We start from the raw sequence: 17,516 nt of genomic DNA, 5'->3' as shown, positions 1-17,516 counted from the left end.
CGATCGAACTCATTGCAAAACTCTGTACTTTAATTTTGCAATACACAAAAATTACAAAAGACCTTCAGAAGCCTAATGAAATAAGGCTTGCTTCCTTATTCTATTTGCACCTTCAAGGCTATTTAATTTTAAAAAACATAATATAATTACTATAAATAATTTGAACGTTGATATAAAAGCCTTTCTCTCTAATGTCCACCTTAATATAATGTAGTATCAAACAATGAGAGGGGGGAAACAAATGGTAAACGGAAATCATTTAGAAGAGATCATCAATCTTATAAATGCTAAAAATAAGAAAAAGCATGATGACAATCAGCATAAATGTTGCTGCGATAAAAAACACGACCATGGTAAAAAACATGATGAATGTGAAGACTGTTGTATTGTTACTTTGGTTCTTGACCAGGTAGGTGGACCAGACAGCAATGTAGTGGTGAGAAGTTTTAACACAAGCTGTATGGTAAACTGTATGATAATGGAGGGTACGACTCCAGCTGCCGAAGCAATTGCTTGTCTATGTGAACAAGGATTTAAAATTGTAGAATCAGCTCAAGTTAACCCTAACCGTCCCGTTTTAATTCTACGCAGATGTAGTTCTTAGGACATCAGAAACCAATGGCATATTCCTTGGTTTCTTCAGACTGTAGACTAGCTCTCGATGAATTTCGAGTTTGTCTACAGTCTTTTTTCTTTTCCCCACCACATCAAGATAGCGCATTCTAACACCTTTCTTTTGGAAATACTTACTCGTGTATTACACTAAAATCCTCCCAAATCTAAAAGACCAGAGAATGATGGAGTAACTAACATCATCTCTGGCCTTCTAGTTCAGTTGCTATAATATTTCATAGATTTATCGAGTATTTAGGTAGGTATCTTAAAAACCATTTTATTTTCAATTCCTATATATAACTATATGTAGTAAGTTCACTGAATATCATACAACAAAAGAATAAATTTATTACCTTCCATTTTATTTTAATAGTTACATCATTTAAAGCCAAACTTTTTTGAAATTTGTCTTCTTTTTATATCATCTTCTTCAACTAATCTGAGTGTTAGTTTAAGTGTAATCCTTCACAATCTCAGTTTTATTCTACTGCATATTTTAGAGCGTTCCTCAACAATCTGGCCAGATTATTATTGAGGATCATCATTCAACCAGAGCACTGTTAGTGGAGTAATTTCCTTTCGAGAATGATTTTATACAATCCTTTTTCGTCGATATAAGTATCAATAACATCCAATCCATTTTTAATATTTAAAACTAGCATACTTCGCCATTTATTCATCGTTTTGTTTGAACAACATTATATCTTTAAAAATTTGTTATTCAACAGCCTGGCCCTATAATTGAAAAACCGGATTTTCTTATTCAACTTTCTGAAGGGCTTCGCTCCGGTTTAAAAAACGTTGGAGCGTAATCAACATTTTTAAGCCATATATGCTCTTGACCATTTAAAGTATTTTTCAACCACACATCACCCTTAGTTTGTTCTGCGCTCCTTCGAAACCAAGTAAGGTAAGGTCCAATGACTTGGGGATCTTCGTCAAGTTCATTCTTCGCTGGTGTTGAGATTTGTTTTTGCTCTCCTGTTCTTATGTTTAAAGCGTAAAGTGATGTGAACATAGTTGGTACAGGACCTTCTTTCCACTCCTTGTTTTCTTTCGCACGAGCCACAATTACCAGATCTTTAGAGTACCATTCCAAATCAAGGTCTACAAATCCTATAGGTGTGTATTCTTTTTGTTGTTTAAGTGTTGGTATTTTGGCAATGGTCATTTTCTTGTTTTCGACAAAAAATCTTCCTTCTCCAGAAATATAGGCCAATTCATTGGTGGAAGGAGCCCACTTAAACCACTCTTTATACCCTAACATTTTTCCCACTGCTTGGAAGTGTTTTCCTTGTGATGATAAAACACTTAATGTATTACTGTCCATGGACCAAGAAGCTGTAGGAACAACTAAAAAGCTAACCCACTTCCCATCAGAACTCCACTTAAAATAATCGGCATCAATCCCAAACAAGTCAGGTTCTTTAGTTTGAATCGTATAAAAGGGCCTTATCTTATCTTTAGCAAGATTTGCATCTGTTGGAATTCTATAAAGTGGTATTGGACTCCATCCTGTCGGAAGTAGATTGGATTGTGATGAAACAATAAATTCCTTCCCGTTCGGAAACCATTCAAAGCCACTAACACCTAATGAGACATTTTCAAATCCTTGTGGTCGGCCATTCTTTATTTTTGTCACATTTAATATACCTTGGTCAGTGTAAGCTAACTGATTTTTATTCGGTGACCATTTAAAGTCAGATGTTACGACCCTTATGTAGGGTTGGTAGCTTTCTTTTTCCTTTGTATCATAAATGAATAAATCCGATTTTTCTCCCTTTTCATCACCATCAATAAATCCAATAAAACGACCGTCATAAGACCATTTCGGAGAGTAAACATATCGTTCTTTCGTAACTTGTATTTCTTCACCACCCTTTTTGATCCATAACTGATGGTCGCGGATAAATACAGCTACTAGTGGGATTTCTGCACATGCTATCAACGAAAAATGAATAAAGATGAGAGGGAGTAGTAATAAAATCCGAATTCTCACATCAATCTCTCCTTTATTTAATTTAATAAAACATATTTTGTCCCAATTAATAACAACTATCCTTATTCGACAATCTGGCCCTAGTGCTGAATAAAGCAAGATTCTACTCAAGAATTGCGCCCAATCGTTGAAGATATTCCATAGCACGCCATGCACCATCATAGTCATCAAATGGCTGATGGATTAAATGACAAATTAACATATTGACACAATACTGTTAAAGACAGTACACTGTTTTTAACAGTATTGTTTGCTAAAGATTAATATTAGGAGGTATTTTTATGAGACATACAGGGAGACATACGGGTGCATTTCTGTTGCTGTTTTTAACAAAAGGCGATAGCTATGGGGGGGAACTTCTACAGAAATGTGAGGAAGAGCTTCCAATCAACCCAATAGATAGTGCTATACTATATCGCACACTAAAAAAATTAGAGGAAGAAGGCGCTGTTGAATCTTATTTGAATACATCTAATCAAGACAAACCGATACGGATGTACAAAATTACTACAGTTGGTAAAAGAAAATTGGAAGAATTTCAAAGAGATATTGAAGAAAAAATGAAAAATTTAACGTTTTTCCTAGAAGAATATAAGCTATGGAAGATACAAAATGATGATTAGTGGCATGATTCTCTATACGATAGCCTCTATATATTTGGGATATTCCTTCATCAAAGACAAACACAAAACAAAATCTGCATTATTAAAATCCTGGAAAATGTTTATCAATGTGTTACCAGATTTATTAGCAATTATGCTATTAACTGGGCTGGCTTTATCTTTATTGACACCGTCGCTTATTTCTTCAATTATTGGGGAAAGTTCTGGCTTCCTAGGTATCATCTACTCCACTATTATAGGATCCATTGCTTTAGTTCCAAGCTTTATCGTCTTTCCTCTTGGGCATACATTAATTCAAAATGGTGCTGCCCTTCCTCAAGTAGCTGTATTAATGTCGACATTAATGTCTGTAGGACTTGTAACTTTAACTATGGAGCAAAAAACTTTTGGAAGAAGTTTTGCCTATGCTCGAAATATTGCTTCCATAATAATGTCTCTTCTATTCGCATTTATTATTTGGGTGGTAATGACATGATAAAGCTAAAAAGATATTATTTCTTCTTCATTTTACTATTAGCATTACTTTTTATCGCATTTATGAATCAAGCTCTAGCTATAAAAACAGTTCAGTTAACTGGTAAAAGTATTTTGGATATGTTATTTCTGCTTCCTCCCATATTCATATTAGTAGGATTATTGGATCAATGGGTAAAGAAAGAAACACTTATTCGTTATATGGGCGAAAAATCAGGTATATATGGTGTCTTCTTCACCTTATTATTAGCAACAATTGCAGCAGGCCCTCTATATATAGCCTTTCCAATCGCGGTACTATTACTGAAAAAAGGAGCTAGCGTGCGATATATAGTGTTTTTCTTAGGGGCTTGGTCGACAGTGAAATTGCCAGTTCTGGTGTATGAATTCACATCATTTGGTCTTAAATTCACACTTATTCATATTTGTTTTGGCCTCGTATTTTACTATTTTACAGGAATCCTTTTTGAGAAGTTCTATAGTCAACTAAAGTTGATAAAAGTTGATACAACCATGAAAGTATAGGTTGAAAAAATTTTTGCTCCTCAATTCATTCATTTCGAATTGAGGAGCACATTGGTTGGCAATTAAATTTTTCTACAGATTAAGCGGTCTTCTTTATTGAAGAATCGCGGACGATTTTTGAATAAATAGTGTTTCTGCCTTTTGCTTGTTAAACTATAGCATCCGTTTATGAAGAAAAACAGAATAAGTTAAATATCTATTTGATTATTTTTTGAATGAGAGGAAAGACCCCGTCCGATGAAGTTTGCAGAAACAGGCTTTCTTCCCAGTTCTCTTGCCCAAATTGATAGCTGTCCTATATGGTGAATTTCGTGAGCAATAATATGTCTCATGACTTCACCCCAAGTATCCGTTACAATTCTTCCGTCTGGCAGAGTATCGTAAAATAATTGATTTTCCATACTAGCATCCCAGTTGTTCACAAAGTTCTCTACTTCTAAATGAAATTCTCCATCCAATTTTCGAACCTTATCTAAGCTTTTATATTTATCAAAACTCTCCTGAAAATCAGTTTTCCCCTGTAAGAGACGAATCCAGCTCCACTCGACATCAACTATATGGAAAAACGTATGTAATATATTTCCCATTCCACCTGTACGGTTTTGCAAAAGCTCTTCTTCACTTAACTCTTCACACCAACGATACCAATCTTCTCTTACTATCCAGTTATACCTAAAAAATGTTTGCAATAAAACCCCTCCATAATCAGAAAATATATAACCGTAAAAATAATCATTAATATTATAAAAACACCATTTATATCATGACTATTTCAACAAGATTATGATAATTCCTTCTTCAACTAAACTGCCCCGATAGCTTAAGTACTATGTTTCGTATAAATCACAATTCTTGAAGTTCATCCACAGTCACAAATTTATACCCTTTGTTCGTAAGTTCTCTTAAAATATATTCAATCGCTTGCATTGCCTCACCTGTTTGATCATACATCGGATGCAGCAAGATTATCGAGCCTGGTTTAATGTTTTCCACTAAATAACTTACTTTTTCATCAGCACTTGTGTAATACTTATCCGGTTCTAAAGACAACATAATTGTTTCTCTGTTGTGCTTATTTAAATAATAAGGTAATCCCACAAATTTTTTTCCATAGGTGGGATAAAGTCAATTTCGCTCTTATATCCGGTCTCTCTAATCAACTCATCTGTTTTTTCTATTTCCTCTTCAATAAAAGAAGGAAATTTTAAAACCATTCTTTTGTGCGAATAAGTATGATTTCCAATTTGATGCCCTGCTTCTACCAATTTTTTTTGCTTCTTCAGGGTGTTTTTCAATTTCATTTCAGATAAGGAAAAAAGTAGCTTTTACCTTGTATTCCTCCAATAAAGGCACAATCTGGTTCACGTTCTTTGTTGGACCGTCATCAAATGTTAAAGCAATAACCTTGTTTTCCGTTTCAACTTGGTATGTTAACCCTCCAAATAATTGAAAGGTTCTTAATTTCGTAACTTTAAACATTCCTGCAAATAAAAGAGCCATTAATAAAAATACAGTTCCAAAAAATTTTAATTTCTTGTTCATCTATGTTTCCTTTCTTTCAAAAGCTGGCCCTCTATCCCTTCTTTTAAAAACCGATGATACCAACTAGCAACTAAAGTTGGATCATTCAAGTTAAAGTGAATCGCGGTATCTTGATAGGAAGCACCTGTTCGTTTCATAAACTTTAATACATCTATTTTAAATTGAACAGAATAAAACTGCTTCGTTTTCTTTTACGGATAATCCGTACTGCCAAACTCTCTATAGGCACGTACCCATCTCCTTAATGGAGAATCATTTATACCATACTTCTTCGCTATCACTCGATATCCTAGAGAGTCACTTAATATTCTTGAACCACCATCAATATAAATTCTTCACTATATTTAGTCATAAAAAATCACCCCAAGAGTTAGTTTTTCACTCTAACTTTTGGAGTGCAGTACCGAATTGCGCCCGATTGTAGAGTTAAGAGGCAGCTGAAAATGGGTTGCACTTAGTGGACTCTAGAACTGTTAGTAAATAAATCACAAACTAGCTGGTAAGTGATGGATATACATATCTAATGCGTTCGTATGTTGTTCTAAAACTGCCACTGTTTTAGGATGAGGTTTTGTATAGATAATCGGATAGTCCCTCTCATCAAATTCTTCACTAACACGAAAAGCTAATTTTTCCTCCGTAATTGAAAATTGGGCGTTAACTCCCTTTTTATTCCCACGAGCATCCAACCTAATCCATTTATTAAGTGTTTTAAAGAAGATAGCATTTAAAGCGTGGATACAATAGCCTTTTTCCGGGGAATCAAATAACATTAATCTTTGATAACAAAAACCCGTTGGTATCCCCTCTAAACGCAATAAGGAAGCTAAGAGGTGTGATTTTGCATAGCAAATACCCTCTCTGCTTTCCAATACTTCCGAAGCATTACAAGAAACTCTTTTTGACTGAATATCCCAAGAATGAGAAATTTCATCACGCACAAACTCAAAAGCTATTTTAACTTTTTCTATCTCTGTTTGAGAGGAATTGAATAGCTCCGCAGATTTCCTTTTTATAATTGGATCAGAAAAATTAACTTCATTTAATTCGAGCAAATAATCGTCTAATTGATCAGATTCACAAATCATATTCATTATCAACCACTCCAATTTTTGAATATTAACTTAACCATATGTATTATTATACAACAGAAGATATTAAGATTAATACATTTGTTTAAAAGTACATCCTTAGTACCCTCGGAACTTCTTTAATATACAATCTATTTGTTATTCCACAATCTGGCCCATTCATGAAGAAAGATCCTCTCCTCATTCAAGAAAAGCGCACGATTGTTGAATAACCTATTCATCTAAAGCCACAATTACTTAAATTTCTTTTATGAACGTTTCCTGTATACTTAATTAGTCCCAATAATTGAATATCAAATCTCCAACTGTTTGAGCGGGAAAATAATCCATATAATAAAGTTCAACATCGTTTAAATCATTTTCATTTAAGAGGATATTTCCGCTACCTTTTGATTGACGTACTAATGGCTCTGCTAATTGAGCCGCTGTTAATACTTCATAGCGAGTTTCAAACAAGGCTTTTAGCAAAGAATGGTCAATAAATTCTAAACCAGTAATATCTCGATTAACTGTAAAAGCTATATAGTCATAAATATTATGATGAAAAATATATAACTCTTTTTCATCGATTTTTATATGGGTATGCGCGTAACCTATATCAATATCTGCCATATACCATTCAAGAATTTCCCCTTTCAATTGTTGAACAAACATATAAGAATATCGCTTAAACTCAACAACTCGTGCTTCCCAATCACATTCAAGTGACAAATCACCACCTGTATAACCAGTTACACCTTTTTTCAAAATCATATGCCATATATCCTTTCTTTAATTTCATTGAGTATTAAACACTCCAAAGCTTCGATACATATTTTTCTTTACTTAGTTTTGTGAAGCTGCATATTTCTGAGGATACACCCTTTGTTTTATTTAACTACGCCTTTTTTTAGTGTTACCCTTTACATTCTCGATTTCTTAATATATATCTCCTTATTCAAGGAAAGCGCCTGATTGTTGAAGAGTATTAAAATAAATATCCTATCAAATTAACATCCCATTCTTGCAATAAGGAGCTGTTTTTTAATATGAACGTACTGGAGATATAAGATGAATATAAGAAGGATTGTTAATAGGCTCAATTAAAACTGGTCTCATCGATCCACCAAAACTTAATCTTATTTCTTCTTCTTTGATTGCTTTTAAGGCATTTATTAAATAACTTCCATCAAGCGAGATAGTTAAATCAGTTTCACCATTAATCAACTTAATATTTTGTGTTTCCTCTATCCCTCCTATATTTGATGAACTTGAAGAAATTTTAATTCTCTTACCATCGATGATTTCTAATTGTACGTTATTATTTTTCCATTCACTTGCAAAAAGACAAGCTCTATCAATACCCATTAATAATTGAGCTGTATCAAGAGTAATTGTTGTCTTAGAATTTTTCAGGAATAATCCTGTTATGTTAGGATAATTTCCTTGAATTAACCTTGAAAACAATGTAAAAGAACTTGTTTTAAATACCATATAACTGTCATTTACATATATTCGTATTTCGTCGTTATCATTATTTATTAACTTGGTAAGCTCATTAAGGCTTGTACTTGGGACAATAAAAGAACCATGTATATTTGATACTAATTTGAGTTCTCTTAACGCTAAGCGATGGGAGTCTGTTGCAGCAAATGATAGGTGATTATCTTTAAATGACATATTTACTCCTGTCAAAACAGGTCGAGATTCACTCTTCGAAACTGCAAACGCAGTTTGTTTAATAATTTCAATTAATTCAGTGCTGGGGATTTTAATATAATCAGTTTCATCAACTTGAGGAAGTTTTGGGTACTGATCCGCACTAAAACCGAATATTTTTGTTACAATTTCTTCGGATTGAATGGTAACTACTTGTTTTTCATTTACTCTTATATGTACTTTAGCTGGTAGTTTTTTAATAATTTCACTTAAATGTTTAGCAGGAACAAGTTATCCGTCAACCAGTAACGATATATGCATGGGCAAAGTCATATGATCCTGAGTTTCTCCATCTCTATTTTTGTGTCTTTGAAAGCGATGGAAACTGTGTTGGATAACGCTGGAAGGCCGAAGATATGATCCCAATGCCAATGTGTAAGAACGACCATATCAGGATTAGATATTCCCCTATTTGAAACAAGATAGGTGAGCGTTTTTGGTACATCACGCCAATATCGGTGACGGACCGTCCTATTCTAGGAATGGTGGTCGGCAAAAACAAGACGTTAATGATAGATGCGGGAAACTCGGAAGAGCATGCCAAGTATTTTCTGAGAGAACTTAATCAGGACTAAGGAATCATTATAAGCAATAATCTTATTACCTGACAAAATAGGAAAGGGTGTCTTTAAAGAGACTGCTTTATTAACATCTGAAATTGCTTTATAAAACCATTCATTATCTATAATAAATTCCATATTTAGTTCACCTCATTATTATAACTAGGAAACTAATTCGACAAAACAGTATATAACCCTTCTTTTTCAAATTACTAGGATTTTTAACCAAATCTATTTTCCGCAAACCTATTTGTTTATTTTGCTCCACAATCTGCCCTATTCATGAAGAAAGACCCTCTCCTTATTAAAGGAGGTGCAGTACCGAATTGCGCCCGATTGTTGAACAATGTTTTAATCAATCAATACTCTTAAATGAAAAATGAATGCTTACGTAGTTCAAAGAATATGAGATAATCCAGTCTATCCCTGGTGTTGGAGAATAGATTGCGGCAACAATCATCTCTGAAATTGGAGAGATAGAGCGGTTTAATCATCCTAAAAAGCTAGTGGCATTCGCCGGGATAGATCCTAGCGTTTACTCTTCTGGTAGGTTTACTGCTTCCATAAATCGCATAACCAAAAGAGGTTCTAGCAGACTAAGGCAAGCGTTGTTTATGGCTGTACAATGCGGTATAAGAGATGCACGTAAGCAAAAAACCAGCGATGAAATTATCCCTAGAAATAAGCGATTAAGAGAGTTCTACGATAAAAAACGTGTAGAAGGTAAACCTTTTAGAGTAGCCATAATTGCTTGTGCAAATAAGCTCTTACATTGGATTTATGCCCTACTAAAAAGGAAAATCTCCTTCCAAAATGAGGATTAAAGATCATATCTAAGAATATAAAACAAAACCTTCCAATCTTATAAAGGAAGGCTTATTTGGTATACCCTTTTTTAGTATATCATGTAGGTTTTATATTTTTTATTGAAAAATCTTGACAACTATTAGCTGGTTTCGTGGAACAATAAAAAAATCCTGCATATCTACAGGATTTCAAATGAAAAGTTGTTGTTTATTATGGAGTTTTAAGTAATTTATCGATATGCCGGTTTGCAGCTTTTTGTTTGACTTGTAGGTTATTAGTTCATGCCAACACAGGCATTTCGCTTTGAGTAGAGTTGTTGGAAATGATTCAGGACTATGTCGAGTTCTTGGCTGCATTTAACAGTATCTGGATGAGTTAACCCTTTTGTCAATCCAATATCGATCATGCGATTTTGCAGAGTGGCAATTGTATCTTCCAAATCTAATAAAGCTAAAGTTTCTTTATTCATAATCATGAAACATTCCCTCCAACTTCTCTTATTATATTGATGAAATCATATATTTGTATTTACCTTACCTCTATTTCATTATCAAGCTAATTCTCATAAATGAATATCACCATACATTCTTATTTTGTTTCCTAAGTGTATCTAGAAATAGGAAACACTTCCTAAAACACCCATTAAATTTCCTGTTATCGCCATATTACCCCTATCTATTCTTAATAAACTTCAAATTTAATAATATATTCAATATATTCCCAGCAAAAAAATGCGTTAATCCATTTTTGGATTAACGCTAGTAGAATCATTCTTTTGATTGTCAATTATCAAGAGTTCAAACTCTCCTAAAAGAAAGCTTTACGATTCTTCTTTATTGAACCATAGCGGCTCTTTGTCATCGACATCCCCATTATAATTAATGAGAATCTCTTCACCTGCTTTAATATCTTTGTAAGCATAAAAATCAAATGTATGATTGTCAAAATTAATCTCATAAATCGCATTTGGTTCATATGAGTGGTTAAATAACATGCCATAGCCTAGAAGAATCGCCGAATGATTGATTCCATACTCAAAAGCGTAATCAGCAAGCAGCGTTTTTTCGATGTGTTCATGCTGATCGTTTGGATAGGATATGACGGGTGCTTCATGAAAAAGCTGTCCTTTTTTGATATCCTGTGTAGCAAATACGCCTCTATTAAATTCTCCATCACTTAGTGGAGAGGTTTTTACCTCAATCATATTGTTCTCCTACTCTTCTTATAATTTTCTTTCTAACTGTACCATGAATCAGTGCATAGCCGCTCACTTTATTGCTTTTTAATTTTAACTTAACGAATTTCGTGGGACATTCATCTTATTTTAGATAGCTTGCTTTGTCTTGGACTTGTCCAGCATCCAGCATTTCTCGTATATTCGGTAATTATTCTTTCCACAATTATTGCAGTCAATACACCGGTTTGCTCGCCACCTTTAATTACGTCATATTGTATTCCCCGACATCCCCATACTTCCATCCAAAATAATCACCTAGTCACAAACCTAATCTAAATGGAGAACTACCCATATTCTATAGGTAGTTAATCTACCTAGGAGGTTTTTTATGCATTATTTTTATCAGCCTCGTTACAACCAGTTGCCCTATAGCCGACAAAATGTATATCTGCCTGTTGCTGGTGCTCAGTTTATCCAACCCCACACCAATTATCTGCACGCTTATCCCATGAACCGGAATCATTTGTCTTTTGTCGTACAACAAAATGACGTACCTGGACAGCCTGCTCAAAACATGCAGCCATCCAATCGGTCCCCCTATCCGCCTGTGGACCCCGAGCTTTTGTACGAATCGGCAAATCAATCGAGCAAGCTTATGAAAGAAGCAAGTATGGTTCTGGATAAACTTGCTTCTTCTAAAGAGTTTGGAGCCCGTTTAATGGATGTTGCACAACAATCGAGAACTGACGAAGTAGAACGGTTAATTCATTCCGTCGGGATTACATCCGATGTGGAGGTGACTTACAATCCGGATGGTCTGGAACTGGTATTTAAATCAAAAGTAAAAAATATGGATTGTTGCAAACTATCGATCTCATTACGATGGCGCTAGATCCAACCTCTACGCTTTGATGAAGCAACCAAGCTTAGCTTGCTGTGTTCACCCCGTTCCTAGCGCATAAGCAAAAAACAAAGCATCACTTTTGAGGTGCTTTGTTCTTCCTGTTGCATTAACAAAATTCGATAAATGAAACTGAACTAATTCATGAATTCTGGATTATTCTTCAAAAAGTTTTGCCAAGCATTTTTCATCCCTTGTTCAATCTCCTCTTTAGAAGCGGTAAGTCGCTGTTCTGTTCCTCCGTAGCCAATCTCTATTTTTCCGCTTCTTAATCCATCAAAAACTCTCGATATAAACTCATTTAATGGCGCACCAAAAGTATGAAGACCCGCTCCACCCAAGTCCGTATTGACAGCTGGCGGCAATACTTCCACCACTTCGACATTCGTGTTTTCCAATTGCTGGCGCAACGTCATTGTAAATGCGTGCATTGCGGCTTTTGTGGCACTGTATATCGGCACCCAAATGCCTGGCTGTATCGCCAATCCCGAAGTTATGTTAATGAAAGTTGCTTCCTTTTGTTTGATAAAGTGAGGAGTAAAAAGCATAGATAAATGAATCGGCCCCTCCAAATTAATCGCCAACTCGTTCTGATAGTAATTCCAATCATTGGATGCATTCAGTAAATTTACCCTTTGCTGTATCCCCGCATTGTTAATTAAAACATTCAGCCGCGGAAATTCCTTCGTCGTCCATTCATATAGTTGAATACGGTTCTGCTCTTTTGATACATCACACACTTTTGTATGTAGCTGCGGATATTTTTCTTTTATTTGAGCTAATTTTTCTTCACTACGCCCCACAATAATGACTTCGTTTCCTTCTTTCAGGAACTGTTCTACAAAGGCTAGTCCTATGCCAGATCCCCCTCCTGTTATCAATATCGAATTACCGGACAATTTCATAAATCCACCCCATTAACTAAAGTATGGAACGTGTAACTGCTTCACTTTTTCATTATTCCTCCAAGTTACCTCTTTCCAATCTTAACTTCAATAAAACACGTCCCTTCTGGATACTGGCATCATTTACAGATTCGTCTTCCGTTCTACTTTACTTTTGCAGGGTTTTCTTATGATATTGTTGGCAATACTACTCCGAAAGGCTTTTATAATGAGGTGAAACGATATTGGAACATTTAGGGCAAACAACGATAGAACTTATTTTCGGGTTCATCGCCTTATTAGTTGCTACCAAAATTTTGGGAAAAACACAGATTTCACAACTGACGCCCTTCGATTTTATTTCTGCCATCGTTCTTGGTGAGTTGGTCGGAAACAGTGTCTACGATTCTCAAGTGAAGATTTGGTCAATACTATACGCATTAATTTTATGGACACTATTGATCTATACTGTCGAAAAGTTAACACAAAAGAAAAGAAGTCTTCGTAGAACGTTTGAAGGCTATCCATCCATCATCATTAGACAAGGAAAAATTGACCGTGAACAATTAAAAAAAAATCATTTGGATATCGATCAAATGCAGCAAATGCTTCGACAGCAGAAAGACATTTTTTCCATCCGTGAGGTTGAGTATATGATACTGGAGCCTAATGGACAAATCAGCGTGATGAAAAAACCGAAATATGCTTCCCCCACAATGGAAGATATGAGTTTAAAGCAAAAGCCCGTCCATTTACCATTTACGTTAATTAGCGATGGAAAGGTTGTTGTTGATAATTTAAGAGAATCCGGGCATGATGAGGAGTGGCTTTTTAAACAGCTGAAAAACAGGGGCATCACCCGATTCGAGGATGCTTTATATGCTGAGTGGGCAGAAGATGAAGGTTTTTTCTGTTTGAAAATGAATGGTCAATAATCGTATTTTTAGTTAAATCTCTCGGCAATACAGGTTGAGTAACCTCTCCTGATGCATAAATAAAAAAATGACGTCAATCCAAGAAGATTAACGTCTGCTGCCTTTTATTTCTTTAATATTGGTTTTAAGTCCGTTGAACCTTTAATCATTTCAACGATAAAGACAAACAATGGAATACCGATGACCAATCCCCATGCACCGAATAACAATTCCCCTACCATTAGGACCATAAATGTGAAGAAGATAGGCAATTTCATTGTGATGGAGTAGAGTTTTGGATTTAAGATATAAGATTCAATCGCATGGATAATCATGATAATGACAAAAATATAAACCACATACATGATGCCACCAATCTGGAATGCAATTATTGTCAGAGGAATCAGGGAGATGACCACTCCGATGACAGGCATCAAGCCCAAAAAGAAAATCATGATCGCCAATCCCAATATATTGGGGAATCCCAGGATCAACAGTCCAATAACCGTCAGAACCGTATTTACTGTTGAAATCATTATTTGCACTTTAATGGCCAAACCGAAAGTATTTAGAAAACTATTTCCAAAAAGAACGACTTGGTTGTAAACTTTTTCTGTTTGGTTCGTTTTAAAGGACCTGCAAAAAGTTTTGATTTTATCGATTTCTAAAATAAAGAAGAAGCTTAACAAGAGTGCCATAAATGCTTCTAATAGAAAGGTGCTAACATCGGTGATTTTATTTAATATCGTTCCGCCAACATCCTTCAATATCCCTTCCATGTCCAAATTGAGGATAAATCCGTAAATTTTCTCGGGGATCATATCATGGTACTGTTCAAGATTGATTGAAGAACTTTGAACAATGATGGCTGACAATTGATTGATTGCGGATGGTAGATAACGATATCCTGTAGTCCCCACGACAGCCAAGATGAGTGCATACATAAGAACTAACAGCAGTCTGGGACGTTTTAAGGGTTGAGGCAAAATATGTAGTATTTTTACAAATATTGTATAGGCTAAATATGTGACAATAAATGTTAACAATAAGAAATTTAACGCATTTGCAAAAAAGAATAGGAGACCGATAATGAATATCATAATGATCCACTTTAAATTTACTTTATCTTTTAACCAACTCATTCTCTATCTCCTTCACTTCACATATATCTCCTTAAATAAATTTCCTATAAAGAAAGCTGCCTTTACTTTGCAAGAGAAGTAAATGCTTGCCCTATAAATTTTCCCGATTTTTTAACAGCGTAGCACGAAAGGACCAGTAGAAACAATAGAAAAAGCTTCCTTTTCGACAAAAAATGAGATTTTTCACAAAATAGACATCATTCCAAAATTTTTTCCTGGGTTGATGTGGATTTTCAATTTTCAATCCACCACTTCAATAGCCGGCAAGAAAGATCATCAAGTCCTGCTTTACCATATTATACATATGAAAAGGAGTATGAATTCGTGCATCATACTCCTTTTTTGTTAAATATGTTGTTCATTCTTTTCCAACTCGGAAATGACCGCTTGTACATATGCTTGTGAAAGATTGTGTTTTTCGATGTAGCGGTTGCGTGGATGTTTTGTACACTCAAGCTTGCAGCCGCCAAGGTGTTTCGCTTCATTTTCTTCTGACGCTAAAATATGTTTGTTGCACTCGGGGTTGGCACATTTCACGTAACGCTCGCAAGGAGAGCCGTCATAGTGATCTTTCCCTACTACAACATGTTCAACTTGGTTAATTGGCACAGTAATTCTTTCGTCAAATACATACATTTTCCCGTCCCAAAGCTGACCCTTTGCCACCGGATCCTTACTATAAGTTGCGATACCGCCGTGTAATTGGCCAACATCCTCGCCAATTCCCTCAGACTTTAACCATCCGGAGAATTTCTCGCAACGAATTCCGCCTGTACAGTATGTCAGTACTGTTTTCCCCTCGAATAACTCTTTGTTGGCACGTATCCAAGCTGGCGTGTCACGGAAAGTTTCCACCTCGGGACGAATTGCGCCGCGGAAGTGGCCGACATCATATTCGTATGTGTTTCGCACGTCGAGAACTACTGTATCCTCACGTTGCATTTCTTCCATGAACTCGACCGGCGATAAGTAACGCCCGGTAATTTCATGTGGATTAATATCCTCTTCCAAGCTTAAATTTACAAGCTCCGGACGAGGTCGAACACGCATTTTTTTGAATGCATGCCCTTCTGCTTCATCAATTTTGAAAATGATCCCTTGGAATAAAGCGTCATTTTTCATCATGTCCATATAAGCATTCGTATCTTCTATGGTACCTGAAACCGTTCCATTTATTCCCTCCGCAGCAACAATAATTCGCCCCTTTAAGTTCAAATCCATGCATGCTTGCAAATGCTCCGCAGCAAAATCGGCAGGATCTTCAATTGTAGTGTAATGATAATATAATAAAATTCGATAATTCATGTTTATCCACCTATCATTCATATTTGCAGGATATCCCTGATAGCAGGAAAAGCGAGGGCGGCCAGATTAAACTCGGCATCATTATGGACTACTCCGGAATTCTCTGGAAAAGTGAAATGACGCACGAGGTCAGCCGCTTAGCTAGACACTGTGTAGTTTCGGTTATAACTTTTTTTAAAAGTATATTTAAATAATATATGAAAATGCGGGATTTCTCTACCGATAAAAAATACTTGAACTGAGCCTATACAGCAAAATCCAAGTAAATGGCGTATTCTTCTGTTTAGAAATCACTTATTTCTACCTGCTTTGTTTTAGTAAATATCCCCATCAAAAGCAGGATGATGCCTATCAAAAAAACAAATGGGAACATCAACACCATTAAACCGATACCAGCAAAACCATCTTCGACAATTATGGCAAAACTGATACTAACCAACCATGAGAAAATAGGTGCGATGACGATCATCGTCGTTAAGCCCCATACAATATATTTCCTCTTCCTCGACTTGCCCGACGTAAGAAAAACTGCCGCCACCACTGCTATTGCTAAAATAAAAATTGCTATAGCAAACGCCATTATTCCATCTCCTTTCCTTTCTAACAGATTACTATTTTATATTAAAACGCATCACTCAAACAACGCCGAGAAGGCTAAAAGAATCCAGAAATATGCCAGGGATATAAGGATGGTGAAGTTAATCAAATTTACCTCATTTTTACTGTAAAGTACAAAAGAAAATTGCTACAACTAATTTGGCAATAAAGTTAAAACAAGTGTTTTCCGTGAAGAATGTGGTGCTAAGGATTTAGTAAAAAATATGGAAATCAGTATTTAAAGGGCAATGTATCACCAAAAACTTTTTGAACGTGATTTTTAGCTGGGGCATATACACCTCAAATATGAAAGTTAGATTAATATTTGATTCTTCTATTGAATTTCCTTTAATATGTAATATCTTATGGAACCACTAACTAGTAAGTACCTTTTTGTTTTTATCGATGGAGGGCTCCCATGAATTGGTAACTACCATTTCCACTCTTTTTTGTCGATGAGAGGTCTGCTATTGGACAATTTTCTCCCTGTTCCATCCTTTTTGTCCATGAGCGGTCTGCTATTAGACAATTTAATTCCTGTTCCTCTCTTTTTTGTCCATGAGATGTATTCTAATGGGGAATTTTTTACCTGTTCCACCTTTTTTGTCCATTAGTGGTCTGCTATTGGACAATTTACTTCCTGTTCCTCTCTTTTTTGTCCA

Annotated in this window: 22 protein-coding genes and 4 pseudogenes; 8 read left to right on the top strand and 18 right to left on the bottom strand. The window is 35.4% G+C overall.

Annotated elements, in window-relative coordinates; translation table 11 throughout:
* Positions 1-241: 241 nt before the first annotated feature.
* A complete protein-coding gene (locus CD33_RS00670) occupies positions 242-604 on the top strand; it encodes a hypothetical protein (RefSeq protein WP_036197169.1) in 363 nt (120 codons plus the stop codon).
* Positions 605-1,378: 774 nt separating this feature from the next.
* Here the strand turns inward: CD33_RS00670 and CD33_RS00665 are convergent.
* Positions 1,379-2,614: an eIF2A family protein gene (locus tag CD33_RS00665; protein ID WP_036197166.1), complete on the bottom strand. Its 1,236-nt coding sequence runs from the start codon at positions 2,612-2,614 to the stop codon at positions 1,379-1,381.
* 281 nt (positions 2,615-2,895) lie between these two features.
* Here CD33_RS00665 and CD33_RS00660 point away from each other — a divergent pair, with 281 nt between their 5' ends.
* Genes CD33_RS00660 through CD33_RS00650 form a run of 3 tightly spaced genes read left to right on the top strand, consistent with a single transcriptional unit; the run spans position 2,896 to position 4,236 of the window.
* Positions 2,896-3,237, top strand: a complete 342-nt coding sequence (locus CD33_RS00660; protein WP_036197165.1) for a PadR family transcriptional regulator — start codon at positions 2,896-2,898, stop codon at positions 3,235-3,237.
* Positions 3,230-3,712, top strand: a complete 483-nt coding sequence (locus CD33_RS00655) for a hypothetical protein (RefSeq protein WP_036197176.1) — start codon at positions 3,230-3,232, stop codon at positions 3,710-3,712. The genes CD33_RS00660 and CD33_RS00655 overlap by 8 nt, the downstream gene beginning before the upstream one ends.
* Positions 3,709-4,236 (top strand): permease, encoded by a 528-nt coding sequence (locus CD33_RS00650; RefSeq protein ID WP_036197163.1) that lies wholly within the window; start codon positions 3,709-3,711, stop codon positions 4,234-4,236. The genes CD33_RS00655 and CD33_RS00650 overlap by 4 nt, the downstream gene beginning before the upstream one ends.
* A 188-nt stretch (positions 4,237-4,424) precedes the next feature.
* Here CD33_RS00650 and CD33_RS00645 read toward each other — a convergent pair whose 3' ends face one another.
* The 9 genes and pseudogenes from CD33_RS00645 to CD33_RS19675 form a co-directional block, all read right to left on the bottom strand.
* The gene (locus tag CD33_RS00645) at positions 4,425-4,925 is read right to left on the bottom strand and encodes a DinB family protein (protein WP_036197161.1); all 501 of its coding nucleotides are present in this window, start codon (positions 4,923-4,925) and stop codon (positions 4,425-4,427) included.
* A 154-nt stretch (positions 4,926-5,079) separates the two neighbouring features.
* Positions 5,080-5,289 carry a polysaccharide deacetylase family protein gene (locus tag CD33_RS20880; protein WP_373906671.1) on the bottom strand — a complete coding sequence of 70 codons (210 nt, stop codon included), beginning with the start codon at positions 5,287-5,289 and terminating at the stop codon, positions 5,080-5,082.
* Positions 5,290-5,312: 23 nt separating this feature from the next.
* Positions 5,313-5,501, bottom strand: a complete 189-nt coding sequence (locus CD33_RS20875; RefSeq protein ID WP_373906670.1) for a polysaccharide deacetylase family protein — start codon at positions 5,499-5,501, stop codon at positions 5,313-5,315.
* 37 nt (positions 5,502-5,538) lie between these two features.
* Entirely contained in the window at positions 5,539-5,778 is a 240-nt protein-coding gene (locus CD33_RS20870) for a polysaccharide deacetylase family protein (protein ID WP_373906669.1), read from the bottom strand.
* The gene (locus CD33_RS20865; protein ID WP_268968957.1) at positions 5,775-5,933 is read right to left on the bottom strand and encodes a helix-turn-helix domain-containing protein; all 159 of its coding nucleotides are present in this window, start codon (positions 5,931-5,933) and stop codon (positions 5,775-5,777) included. The genes CD33_RS20870 and CD33_RS20865 overlap by 4 nt, the downstream gene beginning before the upstream one ends.
* 330 nt (positions 5,934-6,263) lie before the next feature.
* Positions 6,264-6,872, bottom strand: coding sequence for a transglutaminase-like domain-containing protein (locus CD33_RS00635; protein ID WP_036197159.1), 609 nt, complete (start codon positions 6,870-6,872; stop codon positions 6,264-6,266).
* A 270-nt stretch (positions 6,873-7,142) separates the two neighbouring features.
* Entirely contained in the window at positions 7,143-7,622 is a 480-nt protein-coding gene (locus CD33_RS00630) for a hypothetical protein (RefSeq protein WP_036197157.1), read from the bottom strand.
* A gap of 270 nt (positions 7,623-7,892) precedes the next feature.
* Positions 7,893-8,786, bottom strand: a pseudogene (dnaN, locus tag CD33_RS00625) (DNA polymerase III subunit beta); the annotation flags it as partial.
* Positions 8,787-8,848: 62 nt separating this feature from the next.
* Positions 8,849-8,971: pseudogene (locus CD33_RS19675) on the bottom strand (MBL fold metallo-hydrolase); the annotation flags it as partial.
* 18 nt (positions 8,972-8,989) lie between these two features.
* On the opposite strand from CD33_RS19675, the pseudogene CD33_RS19670 reads away from it, so the two are divergent.
* A pseudogene (locus CD33_RS19670) lies at positions 8,990-9,136 on the top strand (MBL fold metallo-hydrolase); the annotation flags it as partial.
* On the opposite strand, the gene CD33_RS00620 reads toward CD33_RS19670, so the two are convergent.
* Entirely contained in the window at positions 9,074-9,265 is a 192-nt protein-coding gene (locus tag CD33_RS00620) for a hypothetical protein (protein WP_036197155.1), read from the bottom strand. The pseudogene CD33_RS19670 and the gene CD33_RS00620 overlap by 63 nt on opposite strands.
* A gap of 260 nt (positions 9,266-9,525) precedes the next feature.
* Between CD33_RS00620 and CD33_RS00615 the strand changes: the two are divergent.
* A pseudogene (locus CD33_RS00615) lies at positions 9,526-9,951 on the top strand (transposase); the annotation flags it as partial.
* 257 nt (positions 9,952-10,208) lie between these two features.
* Here CD33_RS00615 and CD33_RS00610 read toward each other — a convergent pair.
* The 3 genes from CD33_RS00610 to CD33_RS20075 form a co-directional block, all read right to left on the bottom strand.
* Positions 10,209-10,409, bottom strand: coding sequence for an aspartyl-phosphate phosphatase Spo0E family protein (locus tag CD33_RS00610; RefSeq protein WP_036197153.1), 201 nt, complete (start codon positions 10,407-10,409; stop codon positions 10,209-10,211).
* A 345-nt stretch (positions 10,410-10,754) separates the two neighbouring features.
* Positions 10,755-11,138: an SET domain-containing protein gene (locus tag CD33_RS00605; protein ID WP_036197150.1), complete on the bottom strand. Its 384-nt coding sequence runs from the start codon at positions 11,136-11,138 to the stop codon at positions 10,755-10,757.
* A gap of 110 nt (positions 11,139-11,248) precedes the next feature.
* Positions 11,249-11,413 carry a hypothetical protein gene (locus CD33_RS20075; RefSeq protein WP_156967290.1) on the bottom strand — a complete coding sequence of 55 codons (165 nt, stop codon included), beginning with the start codon at positions 11,411-11,413 and terminating at the stop codon, positions 11,249-11,251.
* 86 nt (positions 11,414-11,499) lie between these two features.
* Here CD33_RS20075 and CD33_RS19665 point away from each other — a divergent pair, with 86 nt between their 5' ends.
* Positions 11,500-12,003: a YuzC family spore coat inner layer protein gene (locus CD33_RS19665; RefSeq protein WP_084591209.1), complete on the top strand. Its 504-nt coding sequence runs from the start codon at positions 11,500-11,502 to the stop codon at positions 12,001-12,003.
* 146 nt (positions 12,004-12,149) lie between these two features.
* On the opposite strand, the gene CD33_RS00595 is transcribed toward CD33_RS19665, so the two are convergent.
* Complete coding sequence (locus tag CD33_RS00595) at positions 12,150-12,917, bottom strand: SDR family oxidoreductase (RefSeq protein WP_036197148.1); 768 nt, start codon at positions 12,915-12,917, stop codon at positions 12,150-12,152.
* 224 nt (positions 12,918-13,141) lie between these two features.
* Between CD33_RS00595 and CD33_RS00590 the strand changes: the two genes are divergently transcribed.
* A complete protein-coding gene (locus CD33_RS00590; protein WP_036197146.1) occupies positions 13,142-13,831 on the top strand; it encodes a DUF421 domain-containing protein in 690 nt (229 codons plus the stop codon).
* A 104-nt stretch (positions 13,832-13,935) separates the two neighbouring features.
* Here the strand turns inward: CD33_RS00590 and CD33_RS00585 are convergent, their stop codons facing one another.
* The 3 genes from CD33_RS00585 to CD33_RS00575 all read right to left on the bottom strand — a co-directional run bounded on the left by CD33_RS00585 (position 13,936) and on the right by CD33_RS00575 (position 16,837).
* Complete coding sequence (locus tag CD33_RS00585; protein ID WP_036197142.1) at positions 13,936-14,952, bottom strand: AI-2E family transporter; 1,017 nt, start codon at positions 14,950-14,952, stop codon at positions 13,936-13,938.
* Positions 14,953-15,297: 345 nt separating this feature from the next.
* Positions 15,298-16,257 carry an oxygen-dependent tRNA uridine(34) hydroxylase TrhO gene (trhO, locus tag CD33_RS00580; protein ID WP_036197140.1) on the bottom strand — a complete coding sequence of 320 codons (960 nt, stop codon included), beginning with the start codon at positions 16,255-16,257 and terminating at the stop codon, positions 15,298-15,300.
* A gap of 283 nt (positions 16,258-16,540) precedes the next feature.
* The gene (locus tag CD33_RS00575) at positions 16,541-16,837 is read right to left on the bottom strand and encodes a hypothetical protein (protein ID WP_036197138.1); all 297 of its coding nucleotides are present in this window, start codon (positions 16,835-16,837) and stop codon (positions 16,541-16,543) included.
* Positions 16,838-17,516: the final 679 nt, after the last annotated feature.

Origin of the sequence: Ureibacillus sinduriensis BLB-1 = JCM 15800, from assembly GCF_000772955.1 — a bacterium.
Taxonomy (GTDB): Bacteria; Bacillota; Bacilli; order Bacillales_A; family Planococcaceae; genus Ureibacillus; species Ureibacillus sinduriensis.
Note: the sequence above shows the minus strand (reverse complement) of the source record. Positions and strands in the feature narration are given on the sequence as shown.

Coding starts and splice junctions, on each gene's coding strand:
- CD33_RS00635 (WP_036197159.1), bottom strand. CDS start 6,872: ATGAATATGATTTGTGAATCTGATCAATTAGACGATTATTTGCTCGAA.
- CD33_RS20880 (WP_373906671.1), bottom strand. CDS start 5,289: ATGTTGTCTTTAGAACCGGATAAGTATTACACAAGTGCTGATGAAAAA.
- trhO (WP_036197140.1), bottom strand. CDS start 16,257: ATGAATTATCGAATTTTATTATATTATCATTACACTACAATTGAAGAT.
- CD33_RS00650 (WP_036197163.1), top strand. CDS start 3,709: ATGATAAAGCTAAAAAGATATTATTTCTTCTTCATTTTACTATTAGCA.
- CD33_RS00655 (WP_036197176.1), top strand. CDS start 3,230: ATGATTAGTGGCATGATTCTCTATACGATAGCCTCTATATATTTGGGA.
- CD33_RS20075 (WP_156967290.1), bottom strand. CDS start 11,413: ATGGAAGTATGGGGATGTCGGGGAATACAATATGACGTAATTAAAGGT.
- CD33_RS00660 (WP_036197165.1), top strand. CDS start 2,896: ATGAGACATACAGGGAGACATACGGGTGCATTTCTGTTGCTGTTTTTA.
- CD33_RS00575 (WP_036197138.1), bottom strand. CDS start 16,837: ATGGCGTTTGCTATAGCAATTTTTATTTTAGCAATAGCAGTGGTGGCG.
- CD33_RS20870 (WP_373906669.1), bottom strand. CDS start 5,778: ATGAACAAGAAATTAAAATTTTTTGGAACTGTATTTTTATTAATGGCT.
- CD33_RS00620 (WP_036197155.1), bottom strand. CDS start 9,265: ATGGAATTTATTATAGATAATGAATGGTTTTATAAAGCAATTTCAGAT.
- CD33_RS00610 (WP_036197153.1), bottom strand. CDS start 10,409: ATGATTATGAATAAAGAAACTTTAGCTTTATTAGATTTGGAAGATACA.
- CD33_RS19665 (WP_084591209.1), top strand. CDS start 11,500: ATGCATTATTTTTATCAGCCTCGTTACAACCAGTTGCCCTATAGCCGA.
- CD33_RS00605 (WP_036197150.1), bottom strand. CDS start 11,138: ATGATTGAGGTAAAAACCTCTCCACTAAGTGATGGAGAATTTAATAGA.
- CD33_RS00670 (WP_036197169.1), top strand. CDS start 242: ATGGTAAACGGAAATCATTTAGAAGAGATCATCAATCTTATAAATGCT.
- CD33_RS00630 (WP_036197157.1), bottom strand. CDS start 7,622: ATGATTTTGAAAAAAGGTGTAACTGGTTATACAGGTGGTGATTTGTCA.
- CD33_RS00585 (WP_036197142.1), bottom strand. CDS start 14,952: ATGAGTTGGTTAAAAGATAAAGTAAATTTAAAGTGGATCATTATGATA.
- CD33_RS00595 (WP_036197148.1), bottom strand. CDS start 12,917: ATGAAATTGTCCGGTAATTCGATATTGATAACAGGAGGGGGATCTGGC.